The organism is Streptomyces sp. NPDC006733 (assembly GCF_040636125.1).
Classification (GTDB): domain Bacteria; phylum Actinomycetota; class Actinomycetes; order Streptomycetales; family Streptomycetaceae; genus Actinacidiphila.
Map to the genome: position 1 here is coordinate 46,977 of NZ_JBEYJD010000027.1, position 15,107 is coordinate 62,083.

Sequence of the window (15,107 nt, forward strand, 5' to 3'; positions counted from 1 at the left end):
GTATGCGCGATGAGCGGTGTTGAGGCCACGGCGTACACAATGCGGCTGCTCTTGCGCACACCAGCTCACAAGCTTGTCCTGCTGGCCCTAGCAACCCGATGCGACCAGAACTATTCCTGCTTCCCGTCACGCGCCCTGGTCGCCGGCGAGGCCCTGCTGAGCGATCAACGCGTGAAGACGATCCTCCGCGACTTGCGACGCGATGGATACCTGACCGCCCGCGCCCGCTTTCGGGGGAACGGCTCGAAGACGTCCAACCGCTACTACGTCCATGGTCCATGGGACCGGTGGAACGGCAACGCCCCCTTTCCCGAGATCAGCCACTACGCCGACCAAGCCAACAGATTCTCCGTGATCCATGAAGGGGACTTCGTCCCTCGGCCAGCTCCGAAGGCGGACGAGCAGGGGGTAGGGGTCACCGACGACCCCTACCCCGATCCGAAAAGGGAGGGGTTGCCGGCGGCCCCTCCAGCGGGGTCGCCGGTAGGACCCTCCGAAGGTATCGCCGACAGTCCCTCCGTAACCCATCACTATGAACCCGCCATCGAGAACCATCTTCGGGACGTCCGAAGGACCACTGCGCGTGGTAAGGCCGAACCACCTCGGAAGTTGGCTGCCTACGACGTGGCCGACGACGCCAGCGCCTCCGCTCCACCGAGCATTCCTGGAAAGCCCGCCGGCCAGCCCCGCCGGTCCTCCGCAATTCCTACGACGCAGCGCCGACGCCCTCCCGAATTCGACACCGTGGCCGCGGCTCTGCCCGTCGAAGTACAAGCCCGGCCAGGTCGTCAACTCGCCCCCACGCTCGTCCGTGCAATCTGCGACGCCCTCGCGTCCGGTCGGACACCCGCTCAGCTCATCATTCGGTTGGACAGACGTTGGTACCAGGTCGACGGACCACAACGTTCAGCTGCGGGGTATCACGGGAGCGACCGCATCGCCCGGCCGGTTGGCTTCGTCGCGAAGATTCTCTGCGCCCAGGAGTGCCCGGATCCGAACTGTGAAGCGGGTGTGGACTTGTGGACGGGTGTCCCCTGCCATGCCTGCTTCGAGCGGCGCGCAGATGAGCTCGCCGCCAAACAGGCCCGCTTGGCGGCAGCCGCACGCCTGACCACAGAGATGAGCATCCTCCGTGCCGAGCAGGAAATCCTCGAAGCGCACCAGCGGGACGAGGGCGCGGAAAAGGCCCGGGTACGTCAGCAGTTGGCGGATCGGGGCATGCACGGCGGGTATCTCGACTACGCGGTGGCCCGGCACATGGCCGCCCGGCAATCGCAGAGGGCGACGCCCTTGCCGGCGACTGTCGACGACGTCCGCTTGATCCGCGAGGCGCTCCCCAGCGAGTCCGTTGCAGACCACACCAGTCAATCAGGAGAACTCACACGGCAGGGATCATATGAATCGTTCTAGTAGCGATCGGCCGCAGATAGCGGGACTCATCGTGGTGGCTACGCACGGCTGCCCATCCACCCGCGGGAAGCACTTTCATCGGGTCCACGCCGTCTTACCGGGCCGGCACCGACGAGAAGTGGCCGGCGCTGCAGGGCAAGCCGATCACCTGGGATACCACGGACAACAGTGCCCTCGCGAGATGCGGCGACCCCTGTGGTCCGCTTCTCTCCAACTGTCTACGGCGATGCCCCTCATAGGAGAGACCATCACTGATTTGCGACCCGCCGTGCCGATGAAGCCTGCGAGACCGAGTGGAGAGGCGCTACCGGCCGAAGAATCGACAGATCAGGCGAGCACGACGAACGCCAGCGAGCGACCGGACTCCGCGGACCTCACAGAGCTCTACGAGCTTCATCACAGCGCCGTTCTTGCGTACGCCCGCACCTGCTGCAGAGAACCCCATCATGCGGACGACATAGCAGCCGAGGCATTCCTTCGCACCCTGCAGGCGGTGCGATCCGGTCATGGCCCTTCAACAGCCTGGCGCCCGTATCTACTGACCGTGGTGCGCCGGGTCGCAGCGGAATGGGGGGGCAGCCAGCAGCGCACTGTCCTGACCCCTGACTTCGACACCTGGCACGAACTGACGTCCCGTGACCCGGATCCCGAGCAGCGCGTCCTGGCGGCCGAAGACACAGATCTGCTGGTGCGGAGCTTTCGGTCGCTCCCCGAGCGATGGCGGGCCGTGCTGTGGCACACCTCGATCGAGGGAGGATCGCCCCAGCGAGTCGCCGCTCGACTGGGACTGACTCCCGGCGGCGTCTCCTCGCTGGCCGCGCGTGCCCGGGAGGGCTTGCGCGAGGCCTATCTGCAAGCCCACGTAGAGGAGACCGACAACCCAAGATGCCGACACTATCGCAAGATGTTCGGCCAGGTGGCCCGGCGCATGAGCGCACGGCGCAGTCATGGGCTCTCACGACACCTCAGAGCGTGCCAGTTCTGTGCACACACCTTCGGGGAACTGCAGCGGCTGAATGCGCGCCTACACGTCGCGTCGATGTGCACACCCTGGGGTACTCCGTGAGCTGTCTGGCCGCCTGTCGGTGCGACCACGAGGAGGGAGCGCGCTGCTGCCCCTCAAGGCGCCAAATCTTGATCTTCTGGCTCGTCGTCTATCTCCGGTTCGGGGATGCGGGTACGTCCGGAGCATCCGCGCACCTGCATCCCAGAGTGGGTGGAGCCTGCCCTGCCGCGTCGCGAGCAGCACCCTTGCAGCCGGATCCGTACCGACTCCACGCGCGTCTTGGCCGCGATTCGCCGCCTCAACCGGACCGAGCTTGGGTTGCCTTTAAGGAAGACGACACCAGGGGAAAACTGACTTACGGTCAACTTCATGGGCCGTGCGCCTCGCCACCCTTGATTCCTCGACCCGGGTGGAGGTGATCAGGGAGATCGGCGTCAAGGCGCCGTGTCTGCGCTCGCTCGTATAGCGTGCCAGCCAGCACAAGCGCCGAGAAAGTTTGTCAACGATGTGGGTGTCGACGTTCGGATCGCCGGCGTCACGCATCAGCCGATGCATACGCTTCTTGAACTCGCCGCCCAGGTTCTCGTCTTCGACGTCCACGCCATCTGTTGGTGTAAGAAGCCGTTGTCTTACCGAACGTGATCGTTGAGTTTCCGCTGGTCAGGCATGGTCTCCGTGTTGTCGAGGAAGAGTCCGCTCGACAGGTTGGCCCGGGATGGCGCGGAGGTGGCCGGTGGCTTCGGTTATGGCTTTGTTGGAGGCGCGGGAGTCGGCTGCGCAGGTTCGTGTGGAGGATCTGCGTGGGCAGGCGGAGCGGGTGCTGGCCGAGCTGCGGGAGGCCGAAGGGGTGCTGGAGCGGCGGGTGATCGCCCGGGTAGAGCTGGCCGAGGCGATGGCCGAGCCCGGGCGGGAGGCCGAGGAGCCGGTGCGGCCGGTGCCGGTGCCGGCGGCGTTGAAGGTGCCAGTGGCTGGGGCGGTGGTGCCGCGGTGGCGGGAGGGGTTGACCGTGGGAGACCTCGCGCCGGACTACCAGAGGCTGTTGGGCGTGCTGGAGGCGGAATCGGATGGTGCGGGCCTGCGCGCGAAGGAGTTGGCCGGGCGGCTGGGACTGGAGTTGACGCCGGCGAAGGTCGAGGGGGTGCGGTCGAAAGCGAATCGGTTGACGGAGCGGGGTTGGCTGGCCCAGGAGCGTCCCGGGGTGTTCACGTCGCGGCGGGCGGCCGGGTGACCTGCCGGGCCTGGTGGCGGGTCAGGCGGCGTCCCATGAGCATGGTCATCGACCACAGGGCGAGGGCTTCGCTGCTGGTGGGCAGGGTCTCGTAGTCGCGGGCCAGCCGTCGTGAGCGCATCAGCCAGCCCAGCGTGCGCTCGACGACCCAGCGTCTGGGCAGCACCGTGAAGCCATGGGTGTCGTCACTGCGTTTGATCACGGTCAGGGCGATCCGGAGGTGTTCGGCGGCCCAGGTGACCAGGCGACCTGTGTAGCCGCCGTCGGCCCACACCAGTGTGATCTTGCGGTGCCGGGAGCGGAGACGTTCGAGCATGCCGCAGGCCGCGTCGCGGTCGGTGACGTCAGCCGCGGTGACCAGCACCATTAGCAATAGGCCCAGACAGTCCACGATGACGTGGCGCTTGCGCCCGTTGATCAGCTTTCCGCCGTCGAAGCCGCGCGAGGCCGTCGGCACCGAGGCCGCGGCCTTGACCGACTGCGAGTCGATGATCGCCGCGGTCGGCTCCGCGCTGCGGCCCTCGTCCCCGCGGACGCGTTCGCGCAGCCGGTCGTGCAGCTCCGCGATCAAGCCCTTGTCCCGCCAACGGCGGTAGAAGGTGTAGACCCGGTCCCAGCCGGGGAAGTCGGTCGGCAGGGCCCGCCATTTGCACCCGTTGTCGACCAGGTAGCGCACGGCATCGATCATCTGCCGGTGGCAGTAGCCCTCAGGCTGGCCGCCCTTGCCGTTCATCCACGCCGGCACCGGCAGCAGCGGCCGGACCACAACCCACTCCGCATCCGTCATATCGGTGGGATACCTCCGCGCCCGCTCGGGCCGGTCGGCCGCATTCCCGTACACATGCGCGAGGCAATCACACGACCGAGCGACCGAGTTGGACTGAGCGAGCACAGGTGCGTAGAACTGTGACAACAGGGCCTCCGGGTACTGCTCGGGCTTCAACACCCACGAGCTGTGCAGGAGGCCCTGCCTTCATGCGCGGGCCTCACCGCGATCACCCAAACGAGACCCCAGTTCGATCAACAAACTCCTTGATCGGTACGACAACGGCTTCTAAGGACTCAGAACATTTTTGACGGTTTGTCGTCAGGAGATTCTTGACGCGCGCTTTGGGTGCCCATGCCTTTGACGTAGAGCCTGGTGATGGGATCGGTGTTCTTGCGGGGCCGGACAGCGAGTTCGTCCTCGCCGTGGAAGATCCGGAAGTGCGTGTCCTCAATGACCACTGTGACGATCTTCCCGGCATGGCGGGGTCCGAGCTTGATGAACTGGCCATTGATCATGAATCGGCCGCTTGCGTGGACCTTGCGCTGGGCCCGGACGCCGGCCGGCAGGGGCAGGGGAGGCAGCGGCGATGGGGCGGAACGGGCTCCGTGGATCTGCCCCAGACAGTTGGCCGGGATAGGGCAGGGCCACGTGCCCATCAGCGCGTTGTCAGCGATGGCATGCATGAGGTGACCGTCCAGCCGGAGGGTGTCCCGCGATGGCAAAGCCCACCTGGTGTTGCTTGCCGTCCAAGCTGACGAGTCCGTCTCTTTGGACTTTCCGGTCGACCTCAACCGGCTCACCGGCCGCCAGGACGACCTGGCCGCTGCGGGCTCGGGGCAGGGAGGCGGATGCCGGTTCGGGCCCCGCCGGCCGGGCTCCGTAACGCATGGTCAGGTAAGCCAGGTCCTCCGGCCTGAGCCGGGACGGAACCGTCGTGATCAGGTGGCCGTCGAGCAGGACATGGACGCTGCGCTGGTTGGCCCAGATGCTCAGCGTCCGACCGGCCAGCACAGGGTGGACATCGACGGTCTGACGGCCGGCGACCAGCGTGAGGGCTCCGCTGGGGGGCACCCGCAGTTCGAGTTCCACTGCGGTTCCGTGCGGCGGCAACTCGGGCGGCTCGATGACATCGACGGCCAGCTCAGGCTCCTGCTGTTGCTGCTGGAGCTCCGGCTTCGGCTGATGAGGTCGGAAGAGGCTGCCCGGAGTCACCATGTCGAGTGCCTGGTGCGGCCGTTGGTGGTTGTAGGCGTGCACCCAGCCGTCGATGGCCTCCTGCGCTGCGGCCAGCGACGCGAACGGTGTGGTGTGATCGAGAAACTCCTCCCGCAGGGTGCGATGGAATCGCTCGATCTTGCCCGTGGTGGTGGGCGAGCGTGGCTTCGTCAGCCGCTGGCTGATGCCGTTCTCCCGGCAGATCCGCTCGAACAGCACCTCGACCGGCTGCGGCCGGGTATGCCGACCGGTGAACTGCTTGCCGTTGTCGGTCAGGACCTCAAAGGGCACCCCGTAGCGGCGCATCGCCGCGGTGAACGCCGAACAGACAGCCCTGCCACTGGGCACCGGGACCACGCAGGCGATCACGATGAACCGGGAATGGTCGTCAATGCCGGTGACCACCTTGCACTCGCGCCCCCCGGCCAGCGGGACCCCTCCGACCAGATCCATCTGCCACAGATGCATGGGCGTCTCACGCTGCCAGCGCCGGTACTTGCGCGCATGCTGCTGTTCCTGGACGCGGACCAGGCCGTTGCGGGACAGAACCCGGTGCACCGTGGCCCGCGAGGGCGCCGGCGCCAGCCCCCGCCGGGCCAGCTCGTAGGCGATGCGCCGGGCGCCCCACCTCGGGTGCTGCCGACGGAGCTGGCAGATCTCGGCCTCCACCTCGGCCGACAACCGGGTCGGACTGTTCCTCGGACGCCTCGACCGGTCCGCCAGACCGGGCAGCCCCTCTTGCTCAAAACGCCGCCGCCACGAGTGCAGGGTCTGCCGTGACATGCCGTATCTGACCGCGACCTCACCGATAGGAGACCCACCGAGCACCTCCCGCACAGCCCGATAGCGGTACTCGGTCAACTGCTGCACGTCCATCACCCGACGAAACCAGCCCCACGTCAACCGCCGCAGAGACATCCGGAACATTCAGCCGAAGGTGTCAATGATGTCCTGACGCCAATCGGTCATGTATCTCCTGAGTCCTTACATCGACAGCCATCGTCTGGAGTGGAAGCCCAGTTACTGAGCTTTCGGGCGTGGTGTCGTTGAGGGCTGACGTGTGATGATCGTTGCGGTATGCCGGAACCATGAGGTATCCGCAAGGCGGTGGCTTGAGCGACGAGCGGCGGGTATTCCGCGAGCGCATCCGTATGGAGGCGGCCACGATGTTCGCCGTGGGGCAAGACAACACAGTGGTGGCCAAGCAGCTGCGGGTCAGTGTGCGGTCGGTGCAGCGATGGCGTCGTGCCTGGCAGCACGGCGGCTCGCGGGCACTTCGCTCTCGGGGGTCGGCTGCACGTCCCAAGCTGAGTGAGGCCATGTTCGCGGTGCTGGAGATGGAGTTGGCCAAAGGGCCGCTCGCGCACGGCTGGCCGGACCAGACCTGGACTCTGACAAGGATCAGGACACTGATCGGGCGCCGGTTCCACAAGTCCCTCGCCCTGTCGAGCATCATGGAGATGCTCCACAGCCACGGGTTCAGCCATCAAGTCCCGGCCCGGCGGGCTATGGAGCGTGACGAGAGAAAGATCGTCGGCTGGGTGAAGGACACGTGGCCGCAGGTGGAAGCACCGCGGCGGCGCTCGGGGCCTTCATCGTCTTTGAGGACGAGGCCGGATTCTCGATGACGCCGCCCACCTCCCGCACCTGGGCCCGGCGCGGCCACACACCTGTGATCCGGGTGCGCGGACGCTCCCAGCGCCGCTTCTCCATCGCCGCCCTGACCTGCTACAAACCCGGCGAACGATCCCGTCTGATCTTCCGGCCCAAACGGCACCCGGACCACAAAGCCGGTGGCCGGCGCAGCTTCACCTGGACCGACTACCGCGACCTCCTCGTCGCCGCCCACCAGCAACTCGACGCACCGCTGGTGCTCGTCTGGGACAACCTGAACGTGCACCTGGACGCCCGGCTCCGCGCCTTCATCACGTCCCGGGACTGGATCACTTCCTTCCAGCTACCGCCCTACGCACCCGACCTCAACCCGGTCGAAGGAATCTGGTCACTCGTGCGCCGCGCGGGTCAGAACAACATCGCGTTCACCGACCCGGACCACCTCATGCGCGTCCTGCGGCGGACTCTCCGCGAGATCCAATACCGCAGCAACGTCATCGACGGATGCCTCGCCGCAACCGGCCTCAACCTCACGACAACCAGCCCGAAGGCTCAGTAGAGCCGACACTGCCGCTTGGTCCAGTGCTCTGAGTCACTGTGACACCGCGGCCGTCATCGAAGAACTCCGGGCGGTGCGTCGCGACTGTCCGGTCCGGAACGCGAGCAATGAGTTCCGGACCGACTTCGGAACGGCCATTTCAGGAGTCCGGCATAAGCGCGATGGAGTCTTTATTCCACAGGTTGATCATGATCAGTCTGGCCATTGCCCCCCTCATGACGTATTGCAGGTTGGCGGCCATGTCGTTTGGTGCCGGAGGAGCGGTATAGCCAACGCTCTGGATGTCATCGAACAGCAGGCGGTTCATCAAGCGCGTGTCTCCGTTGCGCAAGAGGTAGAGCGCGCGGTCAGAGAGCACGACTCGACGCGTATGCCGCAATTGTGGAGCAGTTCACCAAGGTCACTACTGGTACGACAGATGTCGAACGCGACCAGCCGCTCGCGTTGCCTCATGCGATGTATGGGCTGCGCTCCGCGCGAGCCAAAGCTCGGCGAGTCAGGAAGTCCTTGAGCATTGGACGAATGCAGGACATCGCCGATGCCCGTCAACAGGGCCTGCGCAAAGTCCGTGCTGACCAGGCCGCGGCCCCAGGCCCTATTCCGCAGCAGGGCGAGTTCGTCGTCCTCCAGGGTGAAGTGATCGACCACCCCGCCCAGCCCCAGGTCCCCGCCCCATGGGCGTGCCCCTCTCCCACCCCTGCTGTCATCCTTTTGTGGGGACGGTAGCGTCAGGACCCGGCTGCTCGTGGCCGATAGTGCCGAACGGGGCGGTACGGCTACACGGACCTGCTACGGTGCCCGGTGCGCGTTACATCGGAACGATCTCAGTTCGGGACCGGCCAGAGATGGCTCGGCATACTGGACGGGATGGGGCCTCCGAAGTAGGTGAGCAGGTTGGTGGCGATCATGAAGGCCAGGCAAGCAATGTTGATCACGCCGGTCCCGGCCAGGAGGCGCATCCAGGTGCGGGTCTTGTCTGGGAACATCGTGCTGCCATGGAGGGCGGAGAATTCTCCGTTTTGACGCATTGTGTGAATCATCACCGCGAGCGGCGCTGAGAGCGTAATAGAGATGATCAGGCCGAAGGTGAGCGGGACCTGGTACCACTCCCCGGCAGGGAAGGTGAGGACGGGGATCGCGGCCGGCGAGGCATACGAGCCGGTGGGCAGCCAGATCCACTCCAGAATGTAGTCGCCGAGCGTGCCTGCCGCGACGCCGCAGAGGTAGAGCCGGATCCGGCCCAGGTGCGGGTAGCGTCGCGCGGCGAAGGTGATCGCGGTCAGCGGGATCCAGATCCAGATGATCAGTACGAAGTAGGCAAGGCCGCCGCCGGAAATCATCGCCTCGACTTGCTGTTCGGGGTGAGGCCCGTGCCACCCGGGAATGTACGGCCCCCAGGTGAAGAGGTTGACCGCGTAGTGGCTCTGGACCATGACCAGTTCGCGGTAGTTGAAGAGCGGGTCCTGCCATGCCGTGGCGAAGGAGCCCGCATACAGTGCGGCCACCGCGGTGATGGTGTGGTGTCGGCGGCAGTCACGAATCACCAGCGTGGTGACGATGACCAGGGCGATGACCATCAGCACCTGCCAGCCCACGATGAGGGTCGCGCGGGCGGCGGACACGTGGTCGGTTCCCGTGGTGATCGAGTGCAGTCCCCCGTCAGCGATCCAGCGCGCGTATACCCAAATCTGGAAGGCGATGAAGACCAGGCCGACCAGGGCCCATAGCGAGACAGGGGTCGTCCACCAGCGCTGTCTGCGGCCTCCGGTAGCAGACACAACCGTCTGGGAGTCCAGCCGGCCGAGGACGGTCTGCGGTGAGTTGTCGGGGAGATTGTCGAGGCCCACGGGTTCCTCCGGTCGGGTTACATCAGAGCTCGTGAGATGTCGGTGCCAAAGCGGACACAGGCATCGATGACTTCCTGCGGCCAGGGGGCGGGGCGGAAGACGGAGCCTGTGCGGTGCGCATTGGCCCACATCTGTTCGCCGCGCCCCACGAGTTCGGACGATGCGCCGGTAGTGCGGTAGTAGGCGAAGTCCCCTTTCATGAAGTGCAGGCGCACCCAGGGGATGGTCAGCCGGATGGTGACGGCGTCACCCGGCCAGATCTCGCCGAGGTATTCGCAGGAGGCCGATGAGGTGAGCATGGTGAGGTCGCCGGACAGGCCGCTCATATAGTCGGGGCAGTGGTCGTAGCCGAACTGCTCCCGGCACTCGCCCTGCCACCGGAGCAGGTGGTGGAAGTAGACGAAGCCGACTCCGCTGGTTTCGCCGAAGGTGACCCTGTGGTGCATCTCGTACCCTCGCGGGCCGGAGGGAGGGGAGAGGTCCTGTTCGCGTGTCGGCGACGCGCCGGCAGTCATGTGTGAGTGCTCCTCTCGGCACGCGGGCCCTGGTCTGGGGTGTCGGGGAGGAGGAGCGCCGGCAGGGTGCCGAAGGGGTGCCGGTGCAGGCCGCTGATGCGTGCGATGACCGATCCGTCGGGGGCGACGGCGGTGTAGCGCGAGATTGTGGGTTCGCCGTAGAGGTCGATGCCCTCCGGGTAGCGCGCTGCGAGGTCGGCGTCGGAAGTGGACAGGAATACGTCGATCCGGTCGATTCCGGTTGGTGCGTGCACGCTGGTTCGTCCGGTGTCGTCGAGAGGGAAACACGTGGTGCGGCCCAGTGAGTCGAGGAGCAGGACGGGCAGGGGGGTGCGGCTGAAGCCGTCCTGGGGTGCGAGGAGCGGTTGGAAGCGGCCCGACGCGCGTGCGGCTTCCGCTTGGATGGAGACGACGTTGCGGAAGACGCCGGTCAGCTGGATCCGGGAGCCGGTCCGGCAGCAGGGATCGGCCAACCGTACAACGTCGTCCATCTTCCAGTTGGTCCACAGCGGTGCGGGTTCGGACGGGCCGAGCACCACGTCCATGGCGGCGTGGCACCGGTCGGCGGAGAGCAGCTTCCCGTCGCGCGCCCGGATGTCGGAGAGGACGCGTACGTGTACGGTCCGCCGACGACCTCCTGCCGCGCCGCGGCTCGGGGCGACCGCCTTCGCGACGAAGCGGTATTTGGTGGCAGTGGTTTCGCGTGGGTCAGCCCATACGAATTCCTGCAGCTGGATGTCGCGCACCGTGTGCACCGGCAGCCCGGGTACGATCTGGCGGGCCGCCTGCGCAGCCAGTGCCACCAGGTGCATCCCGGGGACCACCGGCCTGCCGTCGATGAGATGTTCCAGCAGGTAGCGGTCGGTATCGGGGGAAACACTCCAGTTCCATGTTGTTTCGCCGTCGTGCACAGCGGTGGGATCGCCCAGCAGGTTCGGTGCCGGGCGCTGCGGGGTGGGCTGGGCGGTGAAGCCCGGTGTGCGCTGGTCGGCGAGTTCACGGTCGTGACTGGTGGTGTAGACGGGAGCCGGTTCGGCGGAACCGGGGTGGGCGAGTTCAGAGAGGAAGAAGGCGGCTCCTTGGGCGTTGCTGATGCCGGTCTTCACGCCCGTACGCGTGAGGTGTTCCCTGGCCTGGGCGCCGGACACCGAGCCCGACTCCTCCCACAGGCCCCAGCCGATGGTCACGGCTGGGCTGTGCAGTAGTCGACTGTCGTAGCGGGCCGCCGCAGCCAGGAACTCGCTGCCGGCCGCGTAGTCGGTCTCGCCGCTGAACCCGAACAGCACGATGGACGAACCAAAGTTGCACCACAGCTGCGGGGGCGCCGAGGCGAAGGCCGCTCTTAGGTTGCGGTAGCCCCGCACCTTGGTGGCGACTACGCGCCGGAACGCTTCGAGCGACTTGCCAACGATCCGTGCCGACTCCTGGCAGAAAGCGGAGTTGAGCAGCAGGTCGACCCGCTCATGGTGTTGATAGATCTCGCTGACCACCGCTGCCACCGCGGCGGGGTTCGTGACGTCGCACACCCGGTAGTGCACCCTGCCCCGGGGGCCGCAGAGTGTGCGGAGGTCAGCAAGGGTGGCCGCAGCTTCCCGAGCCCGCCAGTGCCGGTCGAATTCCTGATTGAGTTCGGCTACAGACGGCTGCGGCGTCCGTAGCCGTCCGTAGGTGATGTGGGCGGCGCGGAGGCCGGCCTGCGAGGACTCGTCGGCGTCGAGGATTTCGGGCGGGACGTCGGCGGGGTCGCTTCGTCCCAGGAGCCAGAGCACGGGATGGTGACGGCGGGCGAGTTCCCTGACCGCGACCGAAGTGATCCCCCGGGCCCCGCCCACGGCCACGACGACCGGTTCGGTGCCGAGTCCCGCTACGGGCTGGTCGCCCGCAGGTATGGGGAGTGCGGCCGGGATCAGTTGTTCGGTGTGGCGCAATCCACCGCGGTAGAAGATGACGGGGGCATCGCGGTGGGCGGCCCCCTCCGAGGCCAATTCCTTCAGGGCTTGCGGCAGAGATGCGTCGGTTACCAGCGCGAAGGCCCTCTGCTGCGGGATCTCCCAGGTGAGGCTGCGGAGGTAGCCGGTGAACTGGGCGCCGTCCGGGTGGGGTTGGAAGTCAATGAGTGGATCGAGCACGGTCAGGACGACGCTGCCCTCAGTGAGCCGGGAGCCCAAATGCTTGCAGGTGAGGAACGTCAGGTCGAGCAGGCGGGTCACCCGGGGATCCTCGGCCCACCAGCCGCGGTCCGGGCTCCGGGTGGACAGGAACACGCGGAGGTGGGGAGTGAGCCCTGGGCGGCGGTTCAAAAGCGCGGAGAGGGTGGATTCCGTAGGGTCGGCTGCGACGACAGTGGCGTGCCAGGGAGCGGTCGAGGGATCGGTGCTCAGCAGTAGGGCTCCGGCTTGACGGGCGGTCTGCGCCAGTTCTCGGGCCAGGTGAGCGGTGTTCACCAGCAGCACGCTCGCCTCGGGCACGTCGGCGAGTAGTGAGTCGGCGAGTAGTGAGTCGGGGGGGCGGGCGTCGGTGCGTCGAGGAATGGTGGCCCAGCGACTGGTCCCCGATTCGGCCGCGGCCGTCTTCGCGGGTTCCCCAGTCTCCTCCTGGGTAGCCTGCGGACTACCCTCCTCCGTCTCCGGCTCGTTCACGGTGACGCGGACCGGCGGGGAGGCCGAGACGAGTTCCATGCGCTCGCCGCGCACGGACGCACGAAGGATGTCCACCGCACCCTGTGCCGCCGCGAAGTCGCGGCTTGTGGAGGGGCGCGGCGGTGTTGTCGCCGGGGCGGCGGTCCTCTCGGCGGTGATCCGGGCGACGACCGGCCAGCCCCGCTCGCGCGCGAGTGCTTCCCGCGTGAAGGCCAGCAGGAAGGCCCCTTCAGCCAGTTCGTGCTCCCGGTGGCCGGTGAAGTCGGCCGCCTCGGCCGTCCGGGACTCGTTCACGGACAGGACGAGGGCCAGGTCGACAATGCCCGAGCGCAGCTGGCGGAGTGCGACGTGGACCGCACTGAGCGCCGAGGCGTCGCCAGCGTCCACGGATAGGCAGGGACCGTGCAGGTCCCAGCGGTGGGCGATGCGGTAGGCCGCCAGCTGCGGGACATTCCCGGTCAGCGACTCGTCGGTGATCTGCTGCCGGGAACTGACCTGGGCGAGGAAATCTTGCAGCGCGCTCCGGTCCCGTTCGTCCCAGTCGATGCTCTCCAGGTCACCGGACGCGGCCCGCAGGGTCACGTCGATCCAGCTACGGGTCGGTCCGCCCTGACCTGCGACGATTCCAGTTGTCTCGCGCAGTCCGTCCCAGATTTCCCCGTGCTCCGTGACGAAGCGGTGGGCAGCGTCCAAGGCCATCAGGTGCGCGCGGTCAATGACCTGGGTGACGACCGGGGGCAGCCGGGTGGCGGCGAACGCGGGTGCGGGGTAGCTGTCACCGAATCCGTGCGGGGGTGGTTCCTCGTCCGTGGCCAGCCAATGGCGCACGGCCTCGGGCCCGGGGCATCCGGGCAGCTGGGCGCTCCAGGCCGTCAGGACGAGCGTCTCGTCCGAAACCGAGGCCCGTACCGGGTCGGCGGGGGGCCGGTCGCTCACAACGACATGCGCGTTCACGCCTCCGACCCCGAGCCCGTTGATTCCCACGATGCGGGGTCGGCCAGGACGGGAAGGCCAGGGGACCGGTCCGGTCGGGATGTGCACCGAGGTGCCGGCGAGCGCTGGGTGGGGCGTGTCGAAGCGCCGCTGAGCCGGGATGACCTCGTGCTCGAGGGCTTTGACGGCGTGGATCAGGGACAGCCCGCCGGCGGCCCACGCGGAGTGCCCGAGCAGCGACTTGTTGGACGTGCAGAGCAGCCGACTCTCGCCCGAGAGGGCGGCCAGGGTGTCGATCTCCGCCTTGTCGCCGGCAAGGGTCCCCGTGCCGTGCGCCACCACCCAGTCGATATCGTCGGCGCCTGCTCCGGCGGCGGCCCAGGCGCGCATGACGGCCCGGCGGACACCTGCCGGGTTCGGAGCCGAGATTGCTTTTCCCCTGCCGTCGCAGGCTAGACCGGTGCTTTGGACCACGGCCAGGATCCGGTCCCCGTCCCGCTCGGCCCGCTCCAGCGTCTTGAGGGCGGCCATGGTGGCGGCCTCGGAGAAGAGAGTGCCGTCGGCCGCCGCGTCGAAGGCGCGCACATCGCCGTGCGCGGACAGGCTCTCGAACTTGGCTGCGGACACCGCCATCAGGCGGCCCATGCCGTTCACCGCTCCGCAGTAGGCCACGGTGCAGTCCCCGGCGAGCAGGCTCTGGATGCCGAGGTCGAACGCGTACAGAGAGGAGGCGCAAGCGGCGGTCACGGCGAGCCAGTCGGTGTCGTCGGGCAGCAGTCCGCTGGCGGCCCGACGCAGGACCATGTCCGGCTGCGCGTCGCGGGGACGGTCCATCGCACACCGGTAGCGGCGGCGCAGCAGCGTCCGCACCCTATGCTCATGGGCCGCCCGCGAAAGCGCGTCACCGCCAAGGTACTCGGCCATCCTGCGGGCTACGACGTGGGAGAGCACGGTCTCCTCTGCGGCCTGGGTAGCGCCACTCCAGGTGGCCACGTAGAACCCGGTCCGGTCCCCGGGGCCGGGAGCACAGGTGTCCAAAGTCTGCAGCAGGCTGTGACGCAGCCAGAGAGCTTCCGTACTGTCGGCGCCCCACCATCCTCGGGCCACCTCGTCAGCGAGCGCCGGGTGGAGTTCGATGTCGTCGATATATCCGGCCGTCCGGCCGAACGTACGGTCCGCCGCCTCGGACTGGGGCGAATAGATTGGTTCGATGTCGAACCGGACCGGCAACCGGTACTGCGGCTTGTCCTGGCACAGCACCTGCCAGACCTCCTCAGGGCTGCTGGCACCAGGGGCGACCGCTCCGAGACCAACCACGGCGACAGCCCGGCCTCGGCCGGACGAGGGGACGTTCGGTACCTGCATAGCGCCC

Annotated in this window: 13 protein-coding genes; 5 read left to right on the forward strand and 8 right to left on the reverse strand. The window is 67.4% G+C overall.

Annotated features, from left to right (window positions below; genetic code table 11):
• Nucleotides 1–9 precede the first annotated feature (9 nt).
• Together ABZ721_RS23720 and ABZ721_RS23725 are read left to right on the forward strand one after the other, a co-directional pair.
• Nucleotides 10–1,410, forward strand: coding sequence for a helix-turn-helix domain-containing protein (locus ABZ721_RS23720; RefSeq protein WP_358790683.1), 1,401 nt, complete (start codon nucleotides 10–12; stop codon nucleotides 1,408–1,410).
• 274 nt (nucleotides 1,411–1,684) lie between these two features.
• Nucleotides 1,685–2,476, forward strand: coding sequence for a sigma-70 family RNA polymerase sigma factor (locus tag ABZ721_RS23725; protein ID WP_358790740.1), 792 nt, complete (start codon nucleotides 1,685–1,687; stop codon nucleotides 2,474–2,476).
• Between the two features lie 264 nt (nucleotides 2,477–2,740).
• On the opposite strand, the gene ABZ721_RS23730 is transcribed toward ABZ721_RS23725, so the two are convergent.
• Nucleotides 2,741–3,016, reverse strand: a complete 276-nt coding sequence (locus ABZ721_RS23730; protein ID WP_358790684.1) for a hypothetical protein — start codon at nucleotides 3,014–3,016, stop codon at nucleotides 2,741–2,743.
• Between the two features lie 145 nt (nucleotides 3,017–3,161).
• Between ABZ721_RS23730 and ABZ721_RS23735 the strand changes: the two genes are divergently transcribed.
• Complete coding sequence (locus tag ABZ721_RS23735; protein WP_358790685.1) at nucleotides 3,162–3,644, forward strand: hypothetical protein; 483 nt, start codon at nucleotides 3,162–3,164, stop codon at nucleotides 3,642–3,644.
• On the opposite strand, the gene ABZ721_RS23740 is transcribed toward ABZ721_RS23735, so the two are convergent.
• From ABZ721_RS23740 to ABZ721_RS23750, 3 genes are all read right to left on the reverse strand, one after another.
• The gene (locus ABZ721_RS23740) at nucleotides 3,619–4,431 is read right to left on the reverse strand and encodes an IS5 family transposase (protein WP_358790686.1); all 813 of its coding nucleotides are present in this window, start codon (nucleotides 4,429–4,431) and stop codon (nucleotides 3,619–3,621) included. The genes ABZ721_RS23735 and ABZ721_RS23740 overlap by 26 nt on opposite strands.
• 275 nt (nucleotides 4,432–4,706) lie before the next feature.
• Complete coding sequence (locus tag ABZ721_RS23745) at nucleotides 4,707–5,096, reverse strand: hypothetical protein (RefSeq protein WP_358790687.1); 390 nt, start codon at nucleotides 5,094–5,096, stop codon at nucleotides 4,707–4,709.
• Nucleotides 5,080–6,504, reverse strand: coding sequence for an IS481 family transposase (locus ABZ721_RS23750; protein WP_358790688.1), 1,425 nt, complete (start codon nucleotides 6,502–6,504; stop codon nucleotides 5,080–5,082). Before ABZ721_RS23750 ends, ABZ721_RS23745 begins: the two co-directional genes overlap by 17 nt.
• Nucleotides 6,505–6,716: 212 nt before the next feature.
• Between ABZ721_RS23750 and ABZ721_RS23755 the strand changes: the two genes are divergently transcribed.
• Nucleotides 6,717–7,256, forward strand: a complete 540-nt coding sequence (locus ABZ721_RS23755) for a winged helix-turn-helix domain-containing protein (protein WP_358790689.1) — start codon at nucleotides 6,717–6,719, stop codon at nucleotides 7,254–7,256.
• Nucleotides 7,253–7,801, forward strand: a complete 549-nt coding sequence (locus tag ABZ721_RS23760) for a transposase (RefSeq protein ID WP_358790741.1) — start codon at nucleotides 7,253–7,255, stop codon at nucleotides 7,799–7,801. The genes ABZ721_RS23755 and ABZ721_RS23760 overlap by 4 nt, the downstream gene beginning before the upstream one ends.
• A gap of 139 nt (nucleotides 7,802–7,940) precedes the next feature.
• Here the strand turns inward: ABZ721_RS23760 and ABZ721_RS23765 are convergent, their stop codons facing one another.
• From ABZ721_RS23765 to ABZ721_RS23780, 4 genes are all read right to left on the reverse strand, one after another.
• On the reverse strand, nucleotides 7,941–8,159 hold the full coding sequence (locus ABZ721_RS23765) for a hypothetical protein (protein ID WP_358790690.1): 219 nt from the start codon (nucleotides 8,157–8,159) through the stop codon (nucleotides 7,941–7,943).
• A 466-nt stretch (nucleotides 8,160–8,625) separates the two neighbouring features.
• Nucleotides 8,626–9,648, reverse strand: a complete 1,023-nt coding sequence (locus tag ABZ721_RS23770; RefSeq protein WP_358790691.1) for a spirocyclase AveC family protein — start codon at nucleotides 9,646–9,648, stop codon at nucleotides 8,626–8,628.
• Nucleotides 9,649–9,665: 17 nt separating this feature from the next.
• The gene (locus ABZ721_RS23775; protein ID WP_358790692.1) at nucleotides 9,666–10,163 is read right to left on the reverse strand and encodes an acyl-CoA thioesterase; all 498 of its coding nucleotides are present in this window, start codon (nucleotides 10,161–10,163) and stop codon (nucleotides 9,666–9,668) included.
• Nucleotides 10,160–15,100, reverse strand: a complete 4,941-nt coding sequence (locus tag ABZ721_RS23780) for an SDR family NAD(P)-dependent oxidoreductase (RefSeq protein ID WP_358790693.1) — start codon at nucleotides 15,098–15,100, stop codon at nucleotides 10,160–10,162. Before ABZ721_RS23780 ends, ABZ721_RS23775 begins: the two co-directional genes overlap by 4 nt.
• Nucleotides 15,101–15,107: the final 7 nt, after the last annotated feature.